Origin of the sequence: Pseudomonas sp. NPDC090208 (genome assembly GCF_044746785.1) — a bacterium.
GTDB lineage: Bacteria > Pseudomonadota > Gammaproteobacteria > Pseudomonadales > Pseudomonadaceae > Aquipseudomonas.
The window spans coordinates 491,743-509,770 of record NZ_JBIVCU010000002.1 but is presented as its reverse complement, the minus strand read 5'-3'; the positions used below and the strand labels follow the sequence as shown (position 1 = coordinate 509,770).

16 protein-coding genes are annotated in these 18,028 nt (G+C 62.2%); 10 read left to right on the top strand and 6 right to left on the bottom strand.

Going from position 1 to position 18,028, the window contains the following annotated elements; translation table 11 throughout:
• Window positions 1-90: 90 nt before the first annotated feature.
• Together ACIPL0_RS05355 and dinG are read right to left on the bottom strand one after the other, a co-directional pair.
• Complete coding sequence (locus ACIPL0_RS05355) at window positions 91-2,415, bottom strand: beta-galactosidase (RefSeq protein WP_400592686.1); 2,325 nt, start codon at window positions 2,413-2,415, stop codon at window positions 91-93.
• 202 nt (window positions 2,416-2,617) lie between these two features.
• Window positions 2,618-4,762, bottom strand: a complete 2,145-nt coding sequence (gene dinG, locus ACIPL0_RS05350) for an ATP-dependent DNA helicase DinG (RefSeq protein ID WP_400731319.1) — start codon at window positions 4,760-4,762, stop codon at window positions 2,618-2,620.
• A 123-nt stretch (window positions 4,763-4,885) separates the two neighbouring features.
• Between dinG and ACIPL0_RS05345 the strand changes: the two genes are divergently transcribed.
• On the top strand, window positions 4,886-5,350 hold the full coding sequence (locus tag ACIPL0_RS05345) for a DUF2269 family protein (protein ID WP_400592692.1): 465 nt from the start codon (window positions 4,886-4,888) through the stop codon (window positions 5,348-5,350).
• A gap of 158 nt (window positions 5,351-5,508) precedes the next feature.
• On the opposite strand, the gene ACIPL0_RS05340 is transcribed toward ACIPL0_RS05345, so the two are convergent.
• The 3 genes from ACIPL0_RS05340 to ACIPL0_RS05330 form a co-directional block, all read right to left on the bottom strand.
• Complete coding sequence (locus tag ACIPL0_RS05340) at window positions 5,509-6,282, bottom strand: collagen-like protein (protein WP_400592695.1); 774 nt, start codon at window positions 6,280-6,282, stop codon at window positions 5,509-5,511.
• Window positions 6,275-6,550: a DUF1145 domain-containing protein gene (locus ACIPL0_RS05335; RefSeq protein WP_400593913.1), complete on the bottom strand. Its 276-nt coding sequence runs from the start codon at window positions 6,548-6,550 to the stop codon at window positions 6,275-6,277. The genes ACIPL0_RS05340 and ACIPL0_RS05335 overlap by 8 nt, the downstream gene beginning before the upstream one ends.
• 318 nt (window positions 6,551-6,868) lie before the next feature.
• Window positions 6,869-7,567 carry an OmpA family protein gene (locus tag ACIPL0_RS05330; RefSeq protein ID WP_400592697.1) on the bottom strand — a complete coding sequence of 233 codons (699 nt, stop codon included), beginning with the start codon at window positions 7,565-7,567 and terminating at the stop codon, window positions 6,869-6,871.
• A gap of 263 nt (window positions 7,568-7,830) precedes the next feature.
• On the opposite strand from ACIPL0_RS05330, the gene ACIPL0_RS05325 reads away from it, so the two are divergent.
• Entirely contained in the window at window positions 7,831-8,328 is a 498-nt protein-coding gene (locus ACIPL0_RS05325) for a DUF6231 family protein (protein ID WP_400592699.1), read from the top strand.
• 10 nt (window positions 8,329-8,338) lie between these two features.
• Complete coding sequence (locus tag ACIPL0_RS05320) at window positions 8,339-8,812, top strand: YchJ family protein (protein WP_400592702.1); 474 nt, start codon at window positions 8,339-8,341, stop codon at window positions 8,810-8,812.
• Between the two features lie 179 nt (window positions 8,813-8,991).
• On the opposite strand, the gene ACIPL0_RS05315 is transcribed toward ACIPL0_RS05320, so the two are convergent.
• Window positions 8,992-9,573: a hypothetical protein gene (locus ACIPL0_RS05315; RefSeq protein ID WP_400592705.1), complete on the bottom strand. Its 582-nt coding sequence runs from the start codon at window positions 9,571-9,573 to the stop codon at window positions 8,992-8,994.
• Between the two features lie 96 nt (window positions 9,574-9,669).
• On the opposite strand from ACIPL0_RS05315, the gene ACIPL0_RS05310 reads away from it, so the two are divergent.
• The 7 genes from ACIPL0_RS05310 to ACIPL0_RS05280 all read left to right on the top strand — a co-directional run bounded on the left by ACIPL0_RS05310 (window position 9,670) and on the right by ACIPL0_RS05280 (window position 18,019).
• Window positions 9,670-10,155, top strand: a complete 486-nt coding sequence (locus ACIPL0_RS05310) for an LEA type 2 family protein (protein ID WP_400592707.1) — start codon at window positions 9,670-9,672, stop codon at window positions 10,153-10,155.
• Window positions 10,156-10,159: 4 nt separating this feature from the next.
• Entirely contained in the window at window positions 10,160-10,366 is a 207-nt protein-coding gene (locus ACIPL0_RS05305; RefSeq protein WP_062387914.1) for an SEC-C metal-binding domain-containing protein, read from the top strand.
• Window positions 10,367-10,483: 117 nt separating this feature from the next.
• The gene (locus ACIPL0_RS05300; RefSeq protein WP_400592710.1) at window positions 10,484-11,128 is read left to right on the top strand and encodes a glutathione binding-like protein; all 645 of its coding nucleotides are present in this window, start codon (window positions 10,484-10,486) and stop codon (window positions 11,126-11,128) included.
• Window positions 11,129-11,370: 242 nt separating this feature from the next.
• Complete coding sequence (locus ACIPL0_RS05295; RefSeq protein ID WP_400592713.1) at window positions 11,371-13,854, top strand: penicillin acylase family protein; 2,484 nt, start codon at window positions 11,371-11,373, stop codon at window positions 13,852-13,854.
• A gap of 237 nt (window positions 13,855-14,091) precedes the next feature.
• Window positions 14,092-15,126 carry a ligase-associated DNA damage response exonuclease gene (locus tag ACIPL0_RS05290; protein ID WP_400592716.1) on the top strand — a complete coding sequence of 345 codons (1,035 nt, stop codon included), beginning with the start codon at window positions 14,092-14,094 and terminating at the stop codon, window positions 15,124-15,126.
• A complete protein-coding gene (locus tag ACIPL0_RS05285) occupies window positions 15,123-16,808 on the top strand; it encodes an ATP-dependent DNA ligase (protein ID WP_400592719.1) in 1,686 nt (561 codons plus the stop codon). The genes ACIPL0_RS05290 and ACIPL0_RS05285 overlap by 4 nt, the downstream gene beginning before the upstream one ends.
• Window positions 16,809-17,236: 428 nt before the next feature.
• Window positions 17,237-18,019 (top strand): transporter substrate-binding domain-containing protein, encoded by a 783-nt coding sequence (locus ACIPL0_RS05280; protein WP_400592721.1) that lies wholly within the window; start codon window positions 17,237-17,239, stop codon window positions 18,017-18,019.
• The last annotated feature ends 9 nt before the right edge of the window (window positions 18,020-18,028 follow it).

The window sequence follows — 18,028 nt, the reverse complement described above, 5'->3', positions numbered from 1 at the left end:
GAGTGAGCTTGCTCGCGATGGCGGCGTGTCAGGCGAAGCCTTTCTGACTTTGAAAATCGCGAGCAAGCTCACTCCTACAACGGGCGGCTCTCAGGGGGTCTTGCCGATCACTTCCGCCACCTGCCCGTTGGCCTTGCGCACGGCGTCGATGAAGCCCTGATACGGCACGTCGGTAATGCCCACCAGACCCAGATGGCCGTTTTCGCCATCGAGCATGCGTCCGGTGCCGGGCTGGTCGAGGTACTGGAACCAGTGCACGCCGACAATGGACGGTTCGGCCAGCGCGGCTTTCAGGAAATTGGCGTAGGCCGGGCCGCGGTCTTCTTCCCGTGGCACTTCAACCTGACCGCCCCAGAACGGACCACGGTCCCGCGAGCCGAAATGGAATTCGCTGATCAACACCGGCTTGTCCAGTTCGCGCAGCTTCGCGAAGTCCACGCCGTCCTGCGGCGTCAGCGCGTACAAATTAAAGCTCAGCACATCACAGTATTTCGCGCAGGCCTCCACCGCTTCCGGGGTGCTGATGCCATAGCGCCCGCCCAGCAGCAGGTGGTTCGGCGCATGCCATTTCAAGGCATCGGCGATGGTCTTGAAGTAAGTCTCGGCGAATACACGCTGGAAGTACTTGAAGTCATTTTCGATTTCCGGGTGCTCCGGGCTCGGCAGCGGCGGCTCGAAACCGGGGTCTTCCATCAATTCCCAGGCCGGCAGGTCGATGCCCCAGGCTTTGGACAGACCGGCGTGGTTGCGGTACTTGTCGCGCAACTGCTTGAGGAAAGCGCGTTTGGCCGGCGAGTCCGTGGTCAGCTTCAGCGTGCCGTAAGCCAGCGCGTAGCGGTCTTTCGGGTCAGCGCCGGTACCGGCCCAGGCCAGTTCGTTGTCGGCGAAGTAGCCGATCAGATACGGATCATCACGATGATCGCGGGCGGCAATAGCCACTGCGCGTTCGGTGGCCATGGCAAAGCGCGGGTCGAACGGATCCGGCATGCCGCCCCACCAGTCGTGCCCGGTGCTGATGCTCACGTAATCGCCGACGATGGACAGCGGCAAGGTATAAGGCACCCGCTCGCGGTTACCCAGCTCAGGCTCGCTCCAGTTGCCGATGGTGTTGAAACCCCAGGCCTGCAAGCGTTGCAGGGTGTGATCGGTCCAGCGCTTGAGGTCGAGATTGACCGGCTTGCACTCGACTGTCGGCTGCGGCACCACCGGTTTTTCCACCACAGCGGTCGAAGCAGTAGCCTCATCGCTGCCCGTCGTGTCGGCTGCTTCGTCTGGCTCCGGTGCAGCCACTGCAGCGGGTTTCGCCACTTCGATACACGGCGGCACCCCGTAGGTGCGTTGCAGGTTGGCGCCGTAGAAATCGAACCAGCGGCCATGGTCGAACGCGCGGTTCTTGCTGGCACCGGTGCCGCGACGGTCATCGCCGCTACCGTAGAACGTCGCCAGCGGATCGTCATTGCCCGGCAAGCCGGCAAACATGCCTTCGCGGCCTTCGATGTAGGTCTGGCTGTCGTCGGCGGCGATGGCATTGACGCCCAGCGAATAGAACGGATGCCCGTCCGGCGTCACCAGGTACCAGCGTTCGTTGCGTTTCTCTGTGCGGAAAAAGCCCTTGGCCTCGAATGCCGGGCCTTTGATCAGGCCGCCGTAGCGGTCGTGGGCAGGACGCTCCTTGAGCCAGCTCTTGAGTTGCTGTTGCTCCTTGGCCGCCAGGCTTTTGAGTTGGTCGTCACTGCTGATTTTTTCCGGCCACTTGCCCCGGCTGTACTGACCGTAGCCGTCAAGCAGGTTGCTGTAGACCGCCTTCTGAATGGCGTCGCCTTGCTGCACGCCGAACTTTTCGATCAGCACGCTCTGCGCCACATCCGGCTTCGACATCGACACCGTCACCGAGGTGACCTGCGCAGGATTCAGCTCGCCGCTGGTACTCGCCAGCAACACGCGCTGCCCTTCATAAGTCCACGGCATCGGCGGCCCGGCGCGCATGCCCTGGCTCAGCGGAGAACTGGCCTGCAACGGCACGATCAGGGTCTGCGCCGGACCTGCCGGTAAGTCGATGCGGCTGTCGAGGGTTTTGCCGTCGCTGCTCTGGATCTGCACGTAGAGGGTCAGCGCCCAATCCATAGCGCTTTGCAGGCGCAAGGTCATGGCGCTGTCGCCGCTCCAGTCCCACACGCCGCTCTGCGGCGTCAGACGCAAGCTGGGCCGCGCCACCGGATTGAAGACCACCCGGCGCAACACCTCGCCTTCAGCGGTCTGCTCGGCGTTGGATTGCGGCAGGCTAGTGTCCTGGGTAGTGACCTGCACCACGTCGGCGGGGCGGACGAAGTTAAACAGCGTCTGCTGGCTATCGGCCGCAGACAGCGGACCCGCGCACAGCAAAGCAATGGCGGCGGGCAGTGAACGACGGATCATGTGGGCTCCTGAGTGATCGCGAGGCGAACATCGCTTTCGCGGACGAGCCCGCTCCCACAAGACGCTATTCACCCGCTCGGTGAACCACTCGAATCTGTGGGGGCAGGCTTGCCCGCGAATGGGCCGGCGCGGACTCAAGGGAGGATGAGATCGACCGGCGTCAGATAAGACCCGATCAACTGCATTTCATCCCCGATACACTTCAGGAAATTTCGCGACGGAACGGCGGCAGCGCATTGAGGATGGCCTTGCCGTAACGCTGGGTCACCAAACGGCGATCCAGCAGGGTGATGACGCCGCGATCCTTCTCCGTGCGCAGCAAGCGGCCGCAGGCCTGGATCAGGCGCAGCGAAGCATCGGGCACAGCGATTTCCATGAACGGGTTGCCGCCCCGGGCTTCGATCCATTCGGCCAGAGCGGCCTCTACCGGATCGTCCGGCACCGCGAACGGAATCTTGGCGATCACCACGTGCTCGCAGTAATCGCCCGGCAAGTCGACGCCCTCGGCAAAACTGGCGAGGCCGAACAGCACGCTTTCTTCGCCGCCATCGACCCGTGCCTTGTGCTTGTTCAGGGTTTCCTGCTTGGACAGGTTGCCCTGAATGAACACCCGCTTGCGCCAGTCGCGGGGCACACCGTCGAAGACTTCCTGCATTTGTTTGCGCGAAGAAAACAGCACCAGCGTGCCCTTGGAGCCTTCCACCAGATCCGGCAGTTCGCGGATGATCGCCGCCGTGTGTTCCGCCGCGTTGCGCGGATCAGCCTGCAGATCCGGGACGCGCAGCACGCCAGCGTCGGCATGGTGGAACGGGCTCGGCACCACCGCCGTTACCGCGTCCTTGGGCAGGCCGGCACGCATGCGGAAACGGTCGAACTTGCCCAGCGCGGTCAACGTCGCCGACGTCACCAGCGCGCCGTAGGCGACGTTCCACAGATTGCGACGGAGCATTTCTGCGGCAAGGATCGGACTGGCATTGACCTCGATGTCGAACAGCGAGCCGCTTTCGGCCAGGGTCAGCCAGCGCGCCATCGGCGGGCTGTTTTCCGGGTCTTCGGCGGTGAACGCCGTCCACAGTTCCCAGTTGCCATGGGCACGGGCCAGCAGGCTGCCGAACAGCGGATACCACTCCTCGGCCTGATGGCTGGCGATGCCGATGTTGACCTCGCCGTCCATGCCCTCCTTGAGCAATTCGGTCAGGCGCGTGAACAGATCGTCGAGACGGGCAAAGCCCTTTTTCAGCTCGATGCCCATCTCGCGCATGTGCTCGGGAACCACGCCACCGACAAAGCGATGGCGAGGGCGCTCGCGGCCTTCCATGTCTTCGCCGGCCTTGAAGTCGGCGAGTTGCTCGCAGGCGGTAAACATGAACTGTTGCTGGGTCTTGATCTCCCGCGCCAGCTCCGGCACTTGCTCGATCAGCTTGCCCAGATCCCCCGGAAGCGGATGCTGGGCGAGCAGCTTGGTCAGGTTCTTCGCGGTCTGTTCCAGCCAGTCGGCGGTGGAGCGCAGGCGACTGAAATGGGCAAAGTGGCCGATCGCTTTGTCTGGCAGGTGGTGGCCTTCGTCGAACACGTAGAGGGTGTCGCGCGGGTCCGGCAACACGGCGCCGCCGCCCAGCGCCAGGTCGGCGAGGACCATGTCGTGGTTGGTGACGATGACGTCGACCTTGCCCATGCCTTCGCGCGCCTTATAGAAAGCACACTGCTGAAAATTCGGACAATGACGGTTGGTGCACTGGCTGTGGTCGGTGGTCAGTCGCGCCCAGTCCTGGTCGGCCAACTCCTGTGGCCAGCTGTCGCGGTCGCCATCCCACTTATTGCCCGCCAGCTTTTCGATCATGCTGGTGAACAGCTTCTGGCTGGCTTCATCGACTTCGATCTTGAAGCCTTCTTCCTCGAAAAGCTGCGCGGTGGCACTTTGTGCGTTGCCTTCTTGCAAGAGCATGTCGAGCTTGGACAAGCACATGTAACGGCCCCGGCCCTTGGCCAGGGCAAAGGTGAAACTCAGCCCGCTGTTGCGCATCAGGTCGGGCAGATCCTTGTGCACGATCTGCTCTTGCAGGGCCACGGTCGCCGTGGCGATCACCAGCCGCTTGCCTGCTGCCTTGGCCGTGGGGATCATGGCGATGGCGTAGGCTACCGTCTTGCCGGTACCGGTGCCCGCCTCCACCGCGACCACCGCCGGGTCGCCCGAACGCCGGCCTTCCTCGTCGGTGTCGACATCACCCAGCACCTTGGCCACCTCGGCGATCATCAGACGCTGGCCGTAGCGCGGCTTGAGGCTTTTGGCTTCGAGGAAACGCGAATAGGCGCCCTGAATCTGGATCTTGAGTTCGGTGCTGATCATGGGCTGGGTCGTTGGCTCGGCGTCACAGTTACAAGGTGAAAAAACTGCTGGATATATCTTCAGTACTCTCAGCGGGCGGCTATCATACCGCGCTAAATCTTTCTGCGCAGAACGGAGTTCTCGATGTCACCTGTAGCCTTTGTCTACACGCTTCACGTGCTGTCCGCGGTTTTGTGGGTCGGCGGGATGTTTTTCGCCTGGATGGTCCTGCGACCGGCGGTCGTCGCCGCACTGGAAGGCCCTGCCCGTCTGAAGCTGTGGCTGCAGGTGTTTCCACGCTTCTTCGTCTGGGTCTGGTGCGCGGTGATCATGCTGCCGGTGACCGGCATCGGCATGATCCACATCAACTTCAGCGGTTTTCAGACCGCACCACGTTATGTGCAGGTGATGATCGGGCTGTATGTGGTGATGGTTGCATTGTTTCTGCGCATTTCAACGCTGAACCTGCCGCAGTTGCGCAAGGCCGTAGAGGCCGAGCAATGGGCCGACGGCGCGGCGGCGCTGGGCGGCATCAGGCGGCTGGTGGGGATCAATCTGTTGGTGGGGATTGCCGTGGTGGCGATTGCAGCGGCGCGTCCGGGGTTTTGATGTTTCTGTAGGAAAAGGCTTTGCCGACTGATTCTGCCCGAAGGGCGTGGGAGCCGGCTTGCTGGCGAACGTGTCCGATCAGACGCTACAACGTTGAATGACAGACCGCGTTCGCCAGCAAGCCGGCTCCTACAGGTTCTTTTGCCAGGAGGCTGCGCTCAAAGCTTGCGAACGTTCACCGAGCCGGCTGGCCCCGGCGCACCGGTCTGGCCTTTTTCGCCGTTCTTGCCCGACTTCGCACCGTCGGCGCGATAGATCAGGCAGCCCTTGGACGCGCCGCCCTTGCCACCGCGTCCGCCTTCACCGCCCACACCACCGGCACCGCCCTGCACATTGACCTTGACGTGGTCATCCGGGAACACCTGCGGCAACTCCAGACGCACAAGGCCGCCCGCTGCGCCATCACGACCATTGCCACCGTTGTCGCCATCGAAACCACGGCTGGCCGAACCCCAGGTGCAACCCGGGTCTTTGCCGTTGCCGCCATCCAGGCCGACGAAACCCGGCGAGCCGGCGCCACCACGGGCATCGATGGACAACAGATCGGCATTCAACTGCTCGACCCGCAGGTTGAGATTGCGGCCTGGCAGCGGCGCCTTCTCGAACGTTCCCGGCGCGCCGCGCGCGGTGATCTGCGCACCGCTTCCCAGCTCGCCACGTTTGACCTGCAGGCTGAACGGCTCCGGACTCGGCACGATGGCAATCCGCGACTCATGGCCCATGACCAGTTGATCGACCTTGACCACCGTCAGCCCGGCCGGAATCAGCAAGGTGCCATAATCGGCCACTTCCAGGCGCTCCAGTTGCAACACGCTGGTGTTGCTTGGTAGACGCATCAGCGAATGCGGCTCCACAGAAATGGCCTGGGCCATGACCAGAGAACTGCTCAGGACCGACAGCAGGCCCGCCGTCATCAGCAACACGTTACGCATGGTGAACCTCCGCCTGGCGGCGACCGAAAGATTGCAGGTGAAAAATACCGAAGAGCAGAATCTGCAAGCGATCGAACCAGGGATGTCGACGCCCCCGCAGGCTACCGTTGAAAAACAGCAATTGAATGACATGCATCAGCAGCAGAACGCCGCCCGCCAGTGTGATCAATATCCCGAACGGCATCGGCAGCGTGACGGCCTGGTTGAACAGCACGACCAGCCAGAATGCCAACGTCAGGATCTTCCCCAACCCCCAAAGCACCTTCATGACCCGCCCCTGATATTTTTTTAGTTTTCTGGTGCAAAAAAACGCTTCGCGCACAGTACGGCGAAGGGGGCGGTTTTTCCAGAGGGAGGGCGAAAACTCGTGGTGATCACATGTAGGAGCTGGCTTGCCCTGCGACCGACTGCGCAGCAGTCGTAAATTCAGTACACGTGGTGTTTCAGGCGGACCGCATTCGCCGGTCTTGCTGCCGGTACCCGGCAGGTCGCAGGGCAAGCCAGCGCCTACACAGGCCACACAGAAACCTCGGGGGACATTCATAAAAAAACCCCGCCGAAGCGGGGTTTTCCGTACAGCCATCAATCAACGATTGATCTTGATCTCGGTACGGCGGTTCAACGCGCGGCCTTCGGCCGTGTTGTTGTCTGCCACAGGGCGGCTTTCGCCATCACCCTCTACCGACACGAACGCGCTGCGAGGCACACCGGCACTGACCAGATAATCCGTCACGGCATGCGCGCGACGTTCCGACAGTTTCTGGTTGTACTTGTCGCTGCCCACGCTGTCGGTGTGACCGCTGACACGCAGTTGCACATTAGGCGCTTCGGTTTTCAGCTTGGTGGCAACCATGTCCAGCCGCTGCTTGTCGGCTGGCGTCAGGTTCGACTTGTTGAACTCGAAGTGCACGTCACGAATGGTGATGACTTCTTCTTTAGGCAGAGGCGCCGGTGCTACCGGTTCAGGCGCTGGCGTCACGATCGGGCAACCGGTCGCGTCGACCGGCGTGCCTTTCGGCGTGTTCGGGCACTTGTCGACGCTGTTTTTCACACCGTCGCCATCGTCGTCACCATCACCGTGAACCCAGCAATAGGCTCCCGCCATCACACCCGTTGCCGCACCGAGCCCCGCCGCCACAGACGCCGTCTGGAAGGCACCGATTGCCGCACCGGTGAGCGCGCCACCGGCAGCACACAGAGGCCAGTCGGTCTTTTGCAAGCCGGCGCAGCCCGTCAACACACTGGTAACCAAGATCAGAGGTAACGCTGTGCGAATCATGCTCATACAGTTCTTCTCCTTTGGTATCGGCTTAAACCGACTGAAATGCAGTAAAGACGGCACTTGGGCCATTCGCCACCCTGAAACCGGGGGTTTTATGGGTTTTCAGCACACAAACCGGCACGTTCTTTTTGAAATAGCCTTTTGCCTTCACCAGTCGGTTTGTCAGGGCAATCACGAAAAAAGTTCAAGCACCCGCTGAAAAGGTCACAGCTCTGGCTCACATGCAGCCGTCGCGCTAACCTTGCTGGCTCAATTGAGGGATACCGATGAGCGACAGTTTTTCCACCCGCACGCCGCAACAGGCGCTCGCCGCGCTGCTTGATCGTTACGCACCGCAGCGTCTGCTGCTGATCGGCGCCGACAGCTTTCCGGCCCTGCAGGCGTTTCAGGAAGCCCACCCCGACACCGAGTTGGCGCAGGCGGCGCCCGGCACTTTGCCGGCCGAGCTGGCGGGCCAGCGTTTCGATCTGGCGCTGGTGGTCGATTGCCTGGAGCACATCCCCAAGCGTACCGGCCTGGAATTGCTCGGCGGCATCCGAAACCTCAACGCCAGCCGCATCGCCGTGCTGGCCGATCTCAAGGCCTGCGGCTGGCAGACCACGGATTTCTACTCGCTGGCATTGCAGGCCAGCGAGCGTTTCGCCCGGGACGAACAGGTACTGACGCTGTTCACCTACGACCTGCGCGAATACAAACAGGTGCCGGACTGGCTGAACGCGAAGTTCTGGGCCAACCCGGAGAATTTTGGCAAGTACTGGTGGTGAGACACGCATCATGAGCAGTGCAATTTGTCCCTGTGGCAGCGGCAATCTTCTCGACGCCTGCTGCGGTCGCTATCACGCCGGACAGCCCGCGCCGTGTGCCGAAGCGTTGATGCGCTCGCGCTACAGCGCCTATGTGCTGGGGCTGGTGGATTACCTGCTGGATACCACGTTGCCGGTGCAGAAAAGTGGCCTGGACCGCGATTCGATCAGCCAGTGGAGTGCGCAAAGTACCTGGCTGGGGCTGGACGTCGAAAACGCCGAGTTGCTCGGCGGCAAGCCTGAACACGCCTTCGTCACCTTCACCGCGCGCTGGCATGACGCCGCTGGCGAGCACAGCCATCGCGAGCGTTCGGCCTTCGTCCAGAATCAGGGCCGCTGGTATTTCATCGACCCCACCGTCGCGCTCAAGGCCGGACGCAACGACGCCTGCCCATGCGGCAGCGAGCAGAAATTCAAGAAGTGTTGTTCGGCGTATATGGCCTGAGTGGATGCAGGCGACGAGGGCTTACCCTGTGGGAGCGAATTCATTCGCGATACGGCATCTCGGCCAACGCCAAGGTATTGTCCGGGCCACCGCATCGCGAATGAATTCGCTCCCACCGTTTATTCGCGCCTATTTCAGATAGTCAGGTCACATTTCAGGAAGGTCCGGATGCCTCTGAATCACGCCAGCTTCAAATGCGAGATATCCGGCACCAGCACATGCTCGTCGCTTTTCATCTCGCCCATGTCGCTGCCGGCCGGGGCCAGGCTCAGGCCGGACAGATCCAGACGTGGCGCCACCGGGGCGGCTTTGGGGTCTTGAACGTCTCTGCCCAGTTCGGACAGGGTGAAGTCCGGCGCGTCGACATCGACAAACGCCGCCATGTACACGTCGCGCGGTTCGAGACGGGATTTCTCTTCTGATCTTGCTGTGACAGGCGCCATGGGGGCCGGCGCAAAGGCAGACGGCTTGCGCGTCCAGCTTGGCTGATCCGGCGGCGGAGCCAGTTCGACCTCTTCGACTTCCACCTGACCGGGCATTTCCACCACCTCGACCAAGGCCCCTGCACGCTCTAGCGTCGACCGGTATTTTTCCGCAGAAGCCTGATCCAGACCGTTTTTCAGGACCAGACGGCGACCGGAAAACAGCAGAGCGATGCGCTGGGCATCGGCCTGGAACAGCTTGGCCATGTTCGCCTGCACCCGATCCAGCTGAGCGCCGGGTACCAGTTGGCCGGAAAAAGCAATTTCGTACAGCTTCATGGGTCAATACTCCTTCGACACAGCGCACGAGTATGGCGCAGCCTGTCTGCAACGGCGAGTTGCTCCTATACTCAGGCCCGAACAGGGAGTGAACCCATGGTGTTTCAGGCTCGTGTGATCAGACTGCTTTGCCTTTTTTCGATGCTGGCGATCTCGGGGTGTTCGACCTGGATGACCGGCGGCTACGAGGAGCCCGACGTCAAGCTGCTCAAGGTCGACGTGGTCAAGACCAAGCTGCTGCGCCAGGACTTCAAGCTGCGCTTCCGTGTCGACAACCCCAATGACTCCAGCCTGTTGGTGCGCGGCCTGCGCTACAAGGTCATGCTCAACGACATGCTGCTCAGCGAGGGCGAGTCCAGCGAATGGTTCATCGTCAAGGCCAACAGCCACCGCAATTTTTCGGTGCCGATCCGTACCAACCTGTGGGAGCACCTCAAGGACATCTCGAAGATGCTCGGCAAAGCCAACCAACCGGTGCATTACCGGCTGGAAGGCAAGCTCAAGACCGGATTTTTATTCGGACACAGCGTGCGTATTGGTCGTAACGGCGAGATAATCCCCGGCGATTTAATTCCGGAGTAACCCCATGAACCAGCAAGCCCACGTGCATGGTCCTGATTGCAACCACGATCACGATCACCACGACCATCATCACGACCACGGCCACGTGCATGGTCCGCACTGCAACCACGAGCCTCAGGAGCCGGTGCGCAACGCCCTGAAGGACGTCGGTCGCAACGACCCTTGCCCATGCGGCAGCGAGAAGAAATTCAAGAAGTGCCACGGCGCCTGATCGCCATGGACTGACAACGGCCTGAGCGATCAGGCCGTTTTCATTTGTGCGCCAGGCAGGCAAGAGGGTAAAACAGGCACCTACCTCTATTTATCTGGAACTCAGCCGGAGCTTTCCATGATCGACCTGCATTACTGGACTACCCCCAACGGCCACAAGATTTCCATCTTTCTGGAAGAGGCCGGCCTGCCCTACCGGATTTTTCCGGTCAACATTGGCACCGGTCAGCAGTTCGAAGCGGACTTCCTGAAGATTGCCCCCAACAACCGCATCCCGGCGATCGTCGACCACCAACCGAGTGACGGCGGCGAACCACTGAGCCTGTTCGAATCCGGGGCGATTCTGTTGTACCTCGCAGACAAGATCGGCCGTTTCATTCCCAAAGACCTGCGCGGCCGCGAAGAAGTGCTGCAATGGCTGTTCTGGCAAATGGGCGGTCTGGGCCCGATGGCCGGACAGAATCACCACTTCAATCGCTTCGCGCCGGAGAAAGTGCCTTACGCGATCAAGCGTTACACGGACGAAACCGCGCGGCTGTACGGCGTGCTGAACAAGCGTCTGGCCGACCGCGCCTTTGTCGCCGGTGAGGCCTACAGCATCGCCGACATGGCCATTTACCCGTGGATCGTGCCGCACACCTTCCAGTTGCAAGACCTCAACGACTTCCCGCACCTCAAGCGCTGGTTCGAATCGGTGCAGAGCCGTGAAGCGGTCAAGCGCGCGTACGCGCTGGTGGACAAGATCAATCCGCCGAAGGCTTGATCGGCAACCTGTAGGAGCCGGCTTGCTGGCGAACGGCGGTGTGTCATACGAGGCCGTGGCGCCTGACACACCGTCGTTCGCCAGCAAGCCGGCTCCTACAAATGAATCGTGCCAATCCGGATAACCGTTCGGTGTCCGCCCTGCAAAAGCATGAAAATAAACTCCTGCCCCCGGCTTGCGTGGCGTCGGCCTGCTCACTAACGTAGCGCCTTTCCAACGCCTACCCCCGCAGGAGCTTCGTCATGGCCTCGCCAGCCCGTTCATCCGTGAAAGCGCGTTTGCGCACTGCCGCCGTCGTGACGGGGTTGTTGAGCCTTGCCGGCTGCCAGTTGGGCGGTGAAGACCGCGACAACCTGCCGCCCACCAGCGGTGTGTTCGCGATCAAGGGGCTGGCGCAGAACGTGTCGGTGCGTCGCAATAACCTGGGCATGCCGCTGATCGAAAGCAGCACCTTCCACGACGCCCTGTTCACCCTGGGCTACGTGCATGCCAGCGACCGCATCAGCCAGATGGTGCAAATGCGTCTGTTGGCGCAGGGCCGTCTGTCGGAAATCGCCGGCGCCGGGGCGCTGGATCTGGACCGCATGATGCGCGCCGCCAACCTCAAACAGACGGCCGGCGAGCTGTACAACGCGTCGTCGCCACGCCTGAAGCGCTTCTTCGAGGTATACGCCCGTGGCGTCAACGCCTACCTGTTCCGCTACCGCGACAAGCTGCCGGCGGACCTCGCCGATGCCGGCTACAAGCCCGAATACTGGAAGCCCGAAGACTCGGCGCTGATCTTCGCCCTGCTCAACTTCAGCCTGTCGGTGAACCTGCAGGAGGAAATCTCCTCGCTGGTGCTGGCGCAGAAAGTCGGCGCCGACAAGCTGGCCTGGCTGTTGCCGACCTATCCGGATGAAGAATTGCCGTTCGCCGAGGCCGACAAGCTCAAGGGCCTGAACCTGGGCAGTCAGATGCCGGGCCTGAGCGACCTCGACAAGGCCGCACTGCAACTGTCCGACCTCAACCTGCTGGGCGTCTCTGCCTCCAACAACTGGGTGATTTCTCCGTCCCGCGCCCGTGCCGGCAAGAGCCTGCTGGCGACCGACAGCCAGTTGCCGGCGACGCTGCCGTCGCTGTGGAATTTCGTGCAGATCCGCGCGCCGAAGTACCAGGCCGCCGGCGCCACCGTGGCCGGCCTGCCGCTGGTGCTGTCCGGCTTCAACGGCAAACTGGCGTGGGGCATGGGCCCGGCCATGGGCGACAACCAGGACTTGTTCCTGGAGAAGGTCAAACGCGAAGGCAGCCGCCTGATGGTCATGGCCGACAATAAATGGGTGCCCGCCAGCAGCCATGAAGAAACCTATTTCGTCCGCGGCCAGCGGCCGATTCGTGAAGCGGCCTACGCGACTCGCCACGGCGGGCTGCTCAATGGCAGTTCGGCGCAACTGGCCAGCGGCCTGGGCATTGCTCTGCAGACCCCGGATGCCAAGGACGACAAGAGCCTCGACGCGCTGTTCGACCTGAGCCGCGCGCAGAACGTCGAACGCGCCTTCGACACCAGCCGCGAGATCCGCGCGATCACCCTGAACATGGTGTTTGCCGACGCCTCCAACACCGGCTGGCAAGTCACCGGGCGCTACCCGAACCGTCGTGACGGGCTGGGCCTGATTCCATCGCCGGGCTGGGAAGGCCGCTACGACTGGGACGGCTACGCCGACGCCATGTTGCATCCGTACGATCAGGACCCGCAGCAAGGCTGGATCGCCACGGCCAACCAGCGGACCATGCAAAAAGGCTACGGCATGCAACTGTCCAACTCGTGGGATTACCCCGAGCGTGCCGAGCGCATCGCCGAGCTGGCCAGCCTGGGCAAGCAGGACAGCCGCAGCACTATCGGTATGCAGTACGACCAGACCACCACCTTCGCCGCCAAGCTGAAGAAAATGTTTGAAGCGCCGGGCATGGCCAAGCCGCTGAAAGCCGCTATCGACGCTTTGCCCGCACCTGATCGCGACAAGGCCCGCGAAGCGCTGAGCCGGTTGATGGCGTTCGATGGCCGACTGTCGCCAGTGTCGGCGGACGCCGCCATTTATGAGCTGTTCCTGCAGGAAAGCGCCCGGCAGATCTTCCTCGACGAACTCGGCCCGGAAACCAGTCCAGCGTGGAAAGCCCTGGTGCAGAGCGCCGACCTGTCGTACTCGCCGCAGGCCGACCATCTGCTGGGGCGTGAAGACAGCCCGTTCTGGGACGACGTGAAAACCCCGCAGAAGGAAGACAAGCCGACGATTCTCGCCCGCAGTCTGGCCGCTGCGATCAGCGCTGGCGAAAGCCAGTTGGGCGGTGATCACAAAGCCTGGCAATGGGGCAAGTTGCACCAGTACAAGTGGACCTCACAGAGCGCGCAACTGGCAGCGGCCATTGGTGGCAGCAAGGCTGGCGTGATCAAGGGGCCGATGGCGGCCGGTGGCGATCACACCACGCTGAATGCCTCGGGCTTCCATTGGGGACAGGATTTCGATGCAGCGGTGATTCCGGCCATGCGCATGATTGTCGACTTCGCCCAGCAGGAGCCGATGATGGCGCAAGGTGTCGGTGGCCAGTCGGGCAACCCGGCCAGCCCGCATTACAGCGACGGCATCGAGCCATGGGTCAAGGGCCAGTACATGTCGGTACCGATGCAGCCGGAGAACTTCGAGAAGGTGTATGGCAAGCAGCGGTTGACGCTGACGCCGGGCAAATAGCCTGGATCGGGCGCTGCCCCCCCCTTGTAGGAGCTGGCTTGTCCTGCGACCGGCTGCGAAGCAGTCGTGAATCCATGCGCACTGGCCGTGTCAGGCAAACCGCGTGCGCAGGTTTTACGACGGGTTCCCCGCCGGTCGCAGGACAAGCCAGCTCCTACAAGGGTGGCGCGCAATTCAACAGAACTTCTACCGCGCCCCACCGCTCTACCTGACAAGCCCCCTGCCCGGTTCTTGCGCATGGATCTCGTCATCGCCCGCCCTGAAGGTCTGTACTGCCCGCCGGGGGATTTCTATATCGACCCGTGGCGTCCGGTCGAGCGCTCGGTCATCACTCACGGCCACGGCGATCACGCCCGAACCGGCAACGGCCACTATCTGGCCGCAGCCCCCGGCGCAGGCATTTTGCGTTCGCGGCTGGGTCAGGACATCAACCTGCAAACCCTCGAATACGGCGAGTCCATCACCCACCACGGCGTGAAACTCAGCCTGCACCCGGCCGGGCATGTCCTTGGCTCGGCGCAGGTGCGTCTGGAATATCAGGGCGAAGTCTGGGTCGCCTCGGGGGATTACAAAGTCGAGCCCGATGGCACCTGCGCGCCGTTCGAGCCGGTGCGCTGCCACACCTTTATCACCGAATCCACCTTCGGCCTGCCGATCTACCGCTGGCAACCCCAGGCCGAAATCTTCACCGGTATCAACGACTGGTGGCGCGCCAATGCCGCCGTCGGCAAGGCCAGCGTGCTGTTCGCCTACTCGTTCGGCAAAGCCCAGCGCATCCTCCATGGCATCGACCCGGACATCGGGCCGATTCTGGTCCACGGCGCGGTAGAGCCGCTGAACCGCGTCTATCGCGAAGCCGGCGTACGGATTCCGGAAACCCGTTACGCCGGCGACTTCAAGAAAACCGACCCGGCCCTGCGTCAGGCGCTGATCATCGCGCCGCCCTCCGCAGGTGGCAGCACCTGGATGCGCCGCTTCGGCGATTTCAGCGACGCCTTCGCCAGCGGCTGGATGATGCTGCGCGGCACCCGCCGCCGGCGTGGCGTGGATCGCGGGTTTGCCCTGTCCGACCATGCCGATTGGCCGGGGCTGTTGTGGGCGATCGAAAACACCGGCGCCGAGCGGGTGATGGTCACCCACGGCTCGGTGGCGGTACTGGTGCGCTATCTGCGTGAGTCGGGCCTCGACGCCCAAGGCTTCACCACCGAATACGGCGATGAAGAAGACGACGCTCCGGCCAAAACTGCTGATCCCGAAGAGGCGTCCTCATGAAGGCCTTCGCCGAGCTGTACGCGCAACTCGACGCCACCACCTCCAGCAACGCCAAGCTGGCGGCCATGCAGGATTACTTCACTCATGCCGCGCCGGAAGATGCTGCGTGGGCCGTGTATTTCCTCGCCGGTGGCCGACCTCGGCAGTTGGTGCCGACCCGGTTGTTGCGCGAGCAGGCGATGCAGTTGTCCGGTCTGCCCGAATGGCTGTTCGAAGAGAGTTATCAGGCTGTCGGCGATCTGGCAGAAACCCTGTCGCTGTTACTACCCGAAGCGTCGCACCGCTCCGATGAGGGTCTGGCCGACTGGATGGAAAACAGGCTGCTGCCGTTGCGCGGCCTGCCGCCGGAAACCCTCGCCGAGCGCTTGCCGACATTCTGGGCGCAACTGGACCGGCAGAGCCTGATGGTCTGTCTGAAGCTGATCACCGGCAGTTTTCGCGTCGGCGTGTCGAAGCTGCTGGTGACCCGTGCGCTGGCGGCCTTGGCCGGTATCGACAGCAAGCGCGTGGCCCAGCGGCTGGTGGGCTACACCGACCTTTCGCACCGCCCGAGCGGCGAAGGTTATCTGCGCCTGATCGCTGAAGAGTCCGCCGACGAGCACGCCCAGCGTGGCGGTCAGCCCTATCCGTTCTTCCTCGCTCACGCCCTGCAACAGCCGGTGGAGCAATTCGAAGAACTGCTCGGTGACGTCAGCCAGTGGCAAGTGGAATGGAAGTGGGACGGCATCCGCGCGCAACTGGTCAAGCGCGACGGTCGCCTGTGGATCTGGTCGCGGGGTGAAGAGCTGGTCACTGACCGCTTCCCGGAGTTGCATGTGTTGCAGAGCCTGCCCGATGGCACGGTGATCGATGGCGAGATCGTGGTCTGGAAAACGCCGGACGCCGAAGATTCACCCGTCAGCCAGCCCCCACACGCGGATGTGCCTTCGGTACAACCCTTCGCCTTGCTGCAACAACGCATCGGCCGCAAGACCCTGAGCAAGAAAATCCTTCAGGACGTGCCGGTGGTGCTGCTGGCCTACGACCTGCTGGAATGGCAAGGCGAAGACTGGCGCAACCGCCCGCAACATCAGCGGCGCAGTCAGCTGGAGCAGGTGATCGCCAACGCGCAGAGCCCATTGCTGCTGCCCTCACCGCTGCTCACTGGCACAGACTGGCTCGACCTCGGCCAACAGCGGGAAGCCTCTCGCCGCCTCGGGGTCGAGGGCATGATGCTCAAGGCCCGCGATGCGCTGTACGGCGTGGGCCGGACCAAGGACATGGGCGTGTGGTGGAAATGGAAAATCGATCCGTTCAGCGTCGACGCCGTGCTGATCTACGCCCAACGCGGTCATGGCCGTCGCGCCAGTCTGTACAGCGACTACACCTTCGCCGTCTGGGACGGTCCACCGGACGCCGGCGAACGTGCGCTGGTGCCGTTCGCCAAGGCCTATTCGGGGCTGACCGACGAAGAAATGCGCAAGGTCGACGCAATCATCCGCAAGACCACCCTGGAGAAATTCGGCCCGGTACGAAGTGTTACCCCGACCCTGGTGTTCGAACTCGGCTTCGAGGGCATTGCCCTGTCGAAACGCCATAAAAGCGGGATCGCCGTGCGCTTCCCGCGCATGCTGCGCTGGCGTCAGGACAAGCCGGTGGCAGAGGCCGACAGCCTGGCGACCTTGCAGGATCTGCTGAGCTGAGCACCATCCTGGTGCAGGGCTTTTGCAGCGCCCTGTTATGGACAGTAACAGTTGCGGTGACACCTGCCCGACGGAACACGCCTGCGCCCCTCCCCCGGTAGCAGTACTGCACATTTTCCCGCGTCGATGCACCAAAGCGGCGATGGCTCGGGCCGATTGCTGCAACTCGACGGTCAATAGCGCCAATCGCTACGTTTGCGCGCAATAACGTACTTACAGCCGAAGCAAATCCAGCTAATCTGCACGCAGCTTGAAGCCCCGAAAAAAGACAAGAGATGGCTCAAAGTCATCATTGCGACAACTCCGTACATTTAAAACGCACGTTCGTCTCTTTGGTTCGGAAATTGCTGTCTTTTTGCGGTCTGGCACTTGCCGGTAGCAAGCCTTTGCGTCTACTCAACGCCCCATTTGGTTTTAAGGACTGAACGATGAAAAAAGCCTGGCTGACCCTTTCCGCACTCGCCCTGTGTGTGGCCGCTGGTACTGCAATGGCCAAGGATTACAAGGAACTGCGTTTCGGCGTCGATCCTTCGTACGCTCCATTCGAATCGAAAGCCGCTGACGGCAGCCTGGTCGGCTTCGACATCGATCTGGGCAACGCGATCTGTGCCGAGCTGAAGGTCAAGTGCAAGTGGGTCGAAAGCGACTTCGACGGCATGATCCCTGGCCTGAAAGCCAACAAGTTCGACGGCGTGATCTCGTCCATGACCGTGACCCCGGCGCGCGAGAAGGTCATCGACTTCTCCAGCGAACTGTTCTCCGGCCCGACCTCGCTGGTCTACAAGAAAGGTTCCGGCCTCTCCGCCGACACCGCTTCGCTCAAAGGCAAGACCGTTGGCTACGAGCAAGGTACCATCCAGGAAGCCTACGCCAAGGCCATCCTCGACAAGGCCGGCGTGAAGACCCAGGCCTACGCCAACCAGGATCAGGTCTATGCCGACCTGGTGTCCGGTCGTCTGGACGCTTCCGTACAGGACATGCTGCAAGCCGAGCTGGGCTTCCTGAAGTCGCCACAAGGCGCCGACTACGAAGTCAGCCAGCCAATCGACGATCCACTGCTGCCAGCCAAGACCGCCGTCGGCATCGCCAAGGGCAACAAAGAGCTCAAGGCCCTGCTGGATAAAGGCATCAAGGCGCTCCACGATGACGGCAAATACGCCGAGATCCAGAAGAAACACTTCGGCGATCTGAATCTGTACAGCGGCAAGTAAGAAAACTAA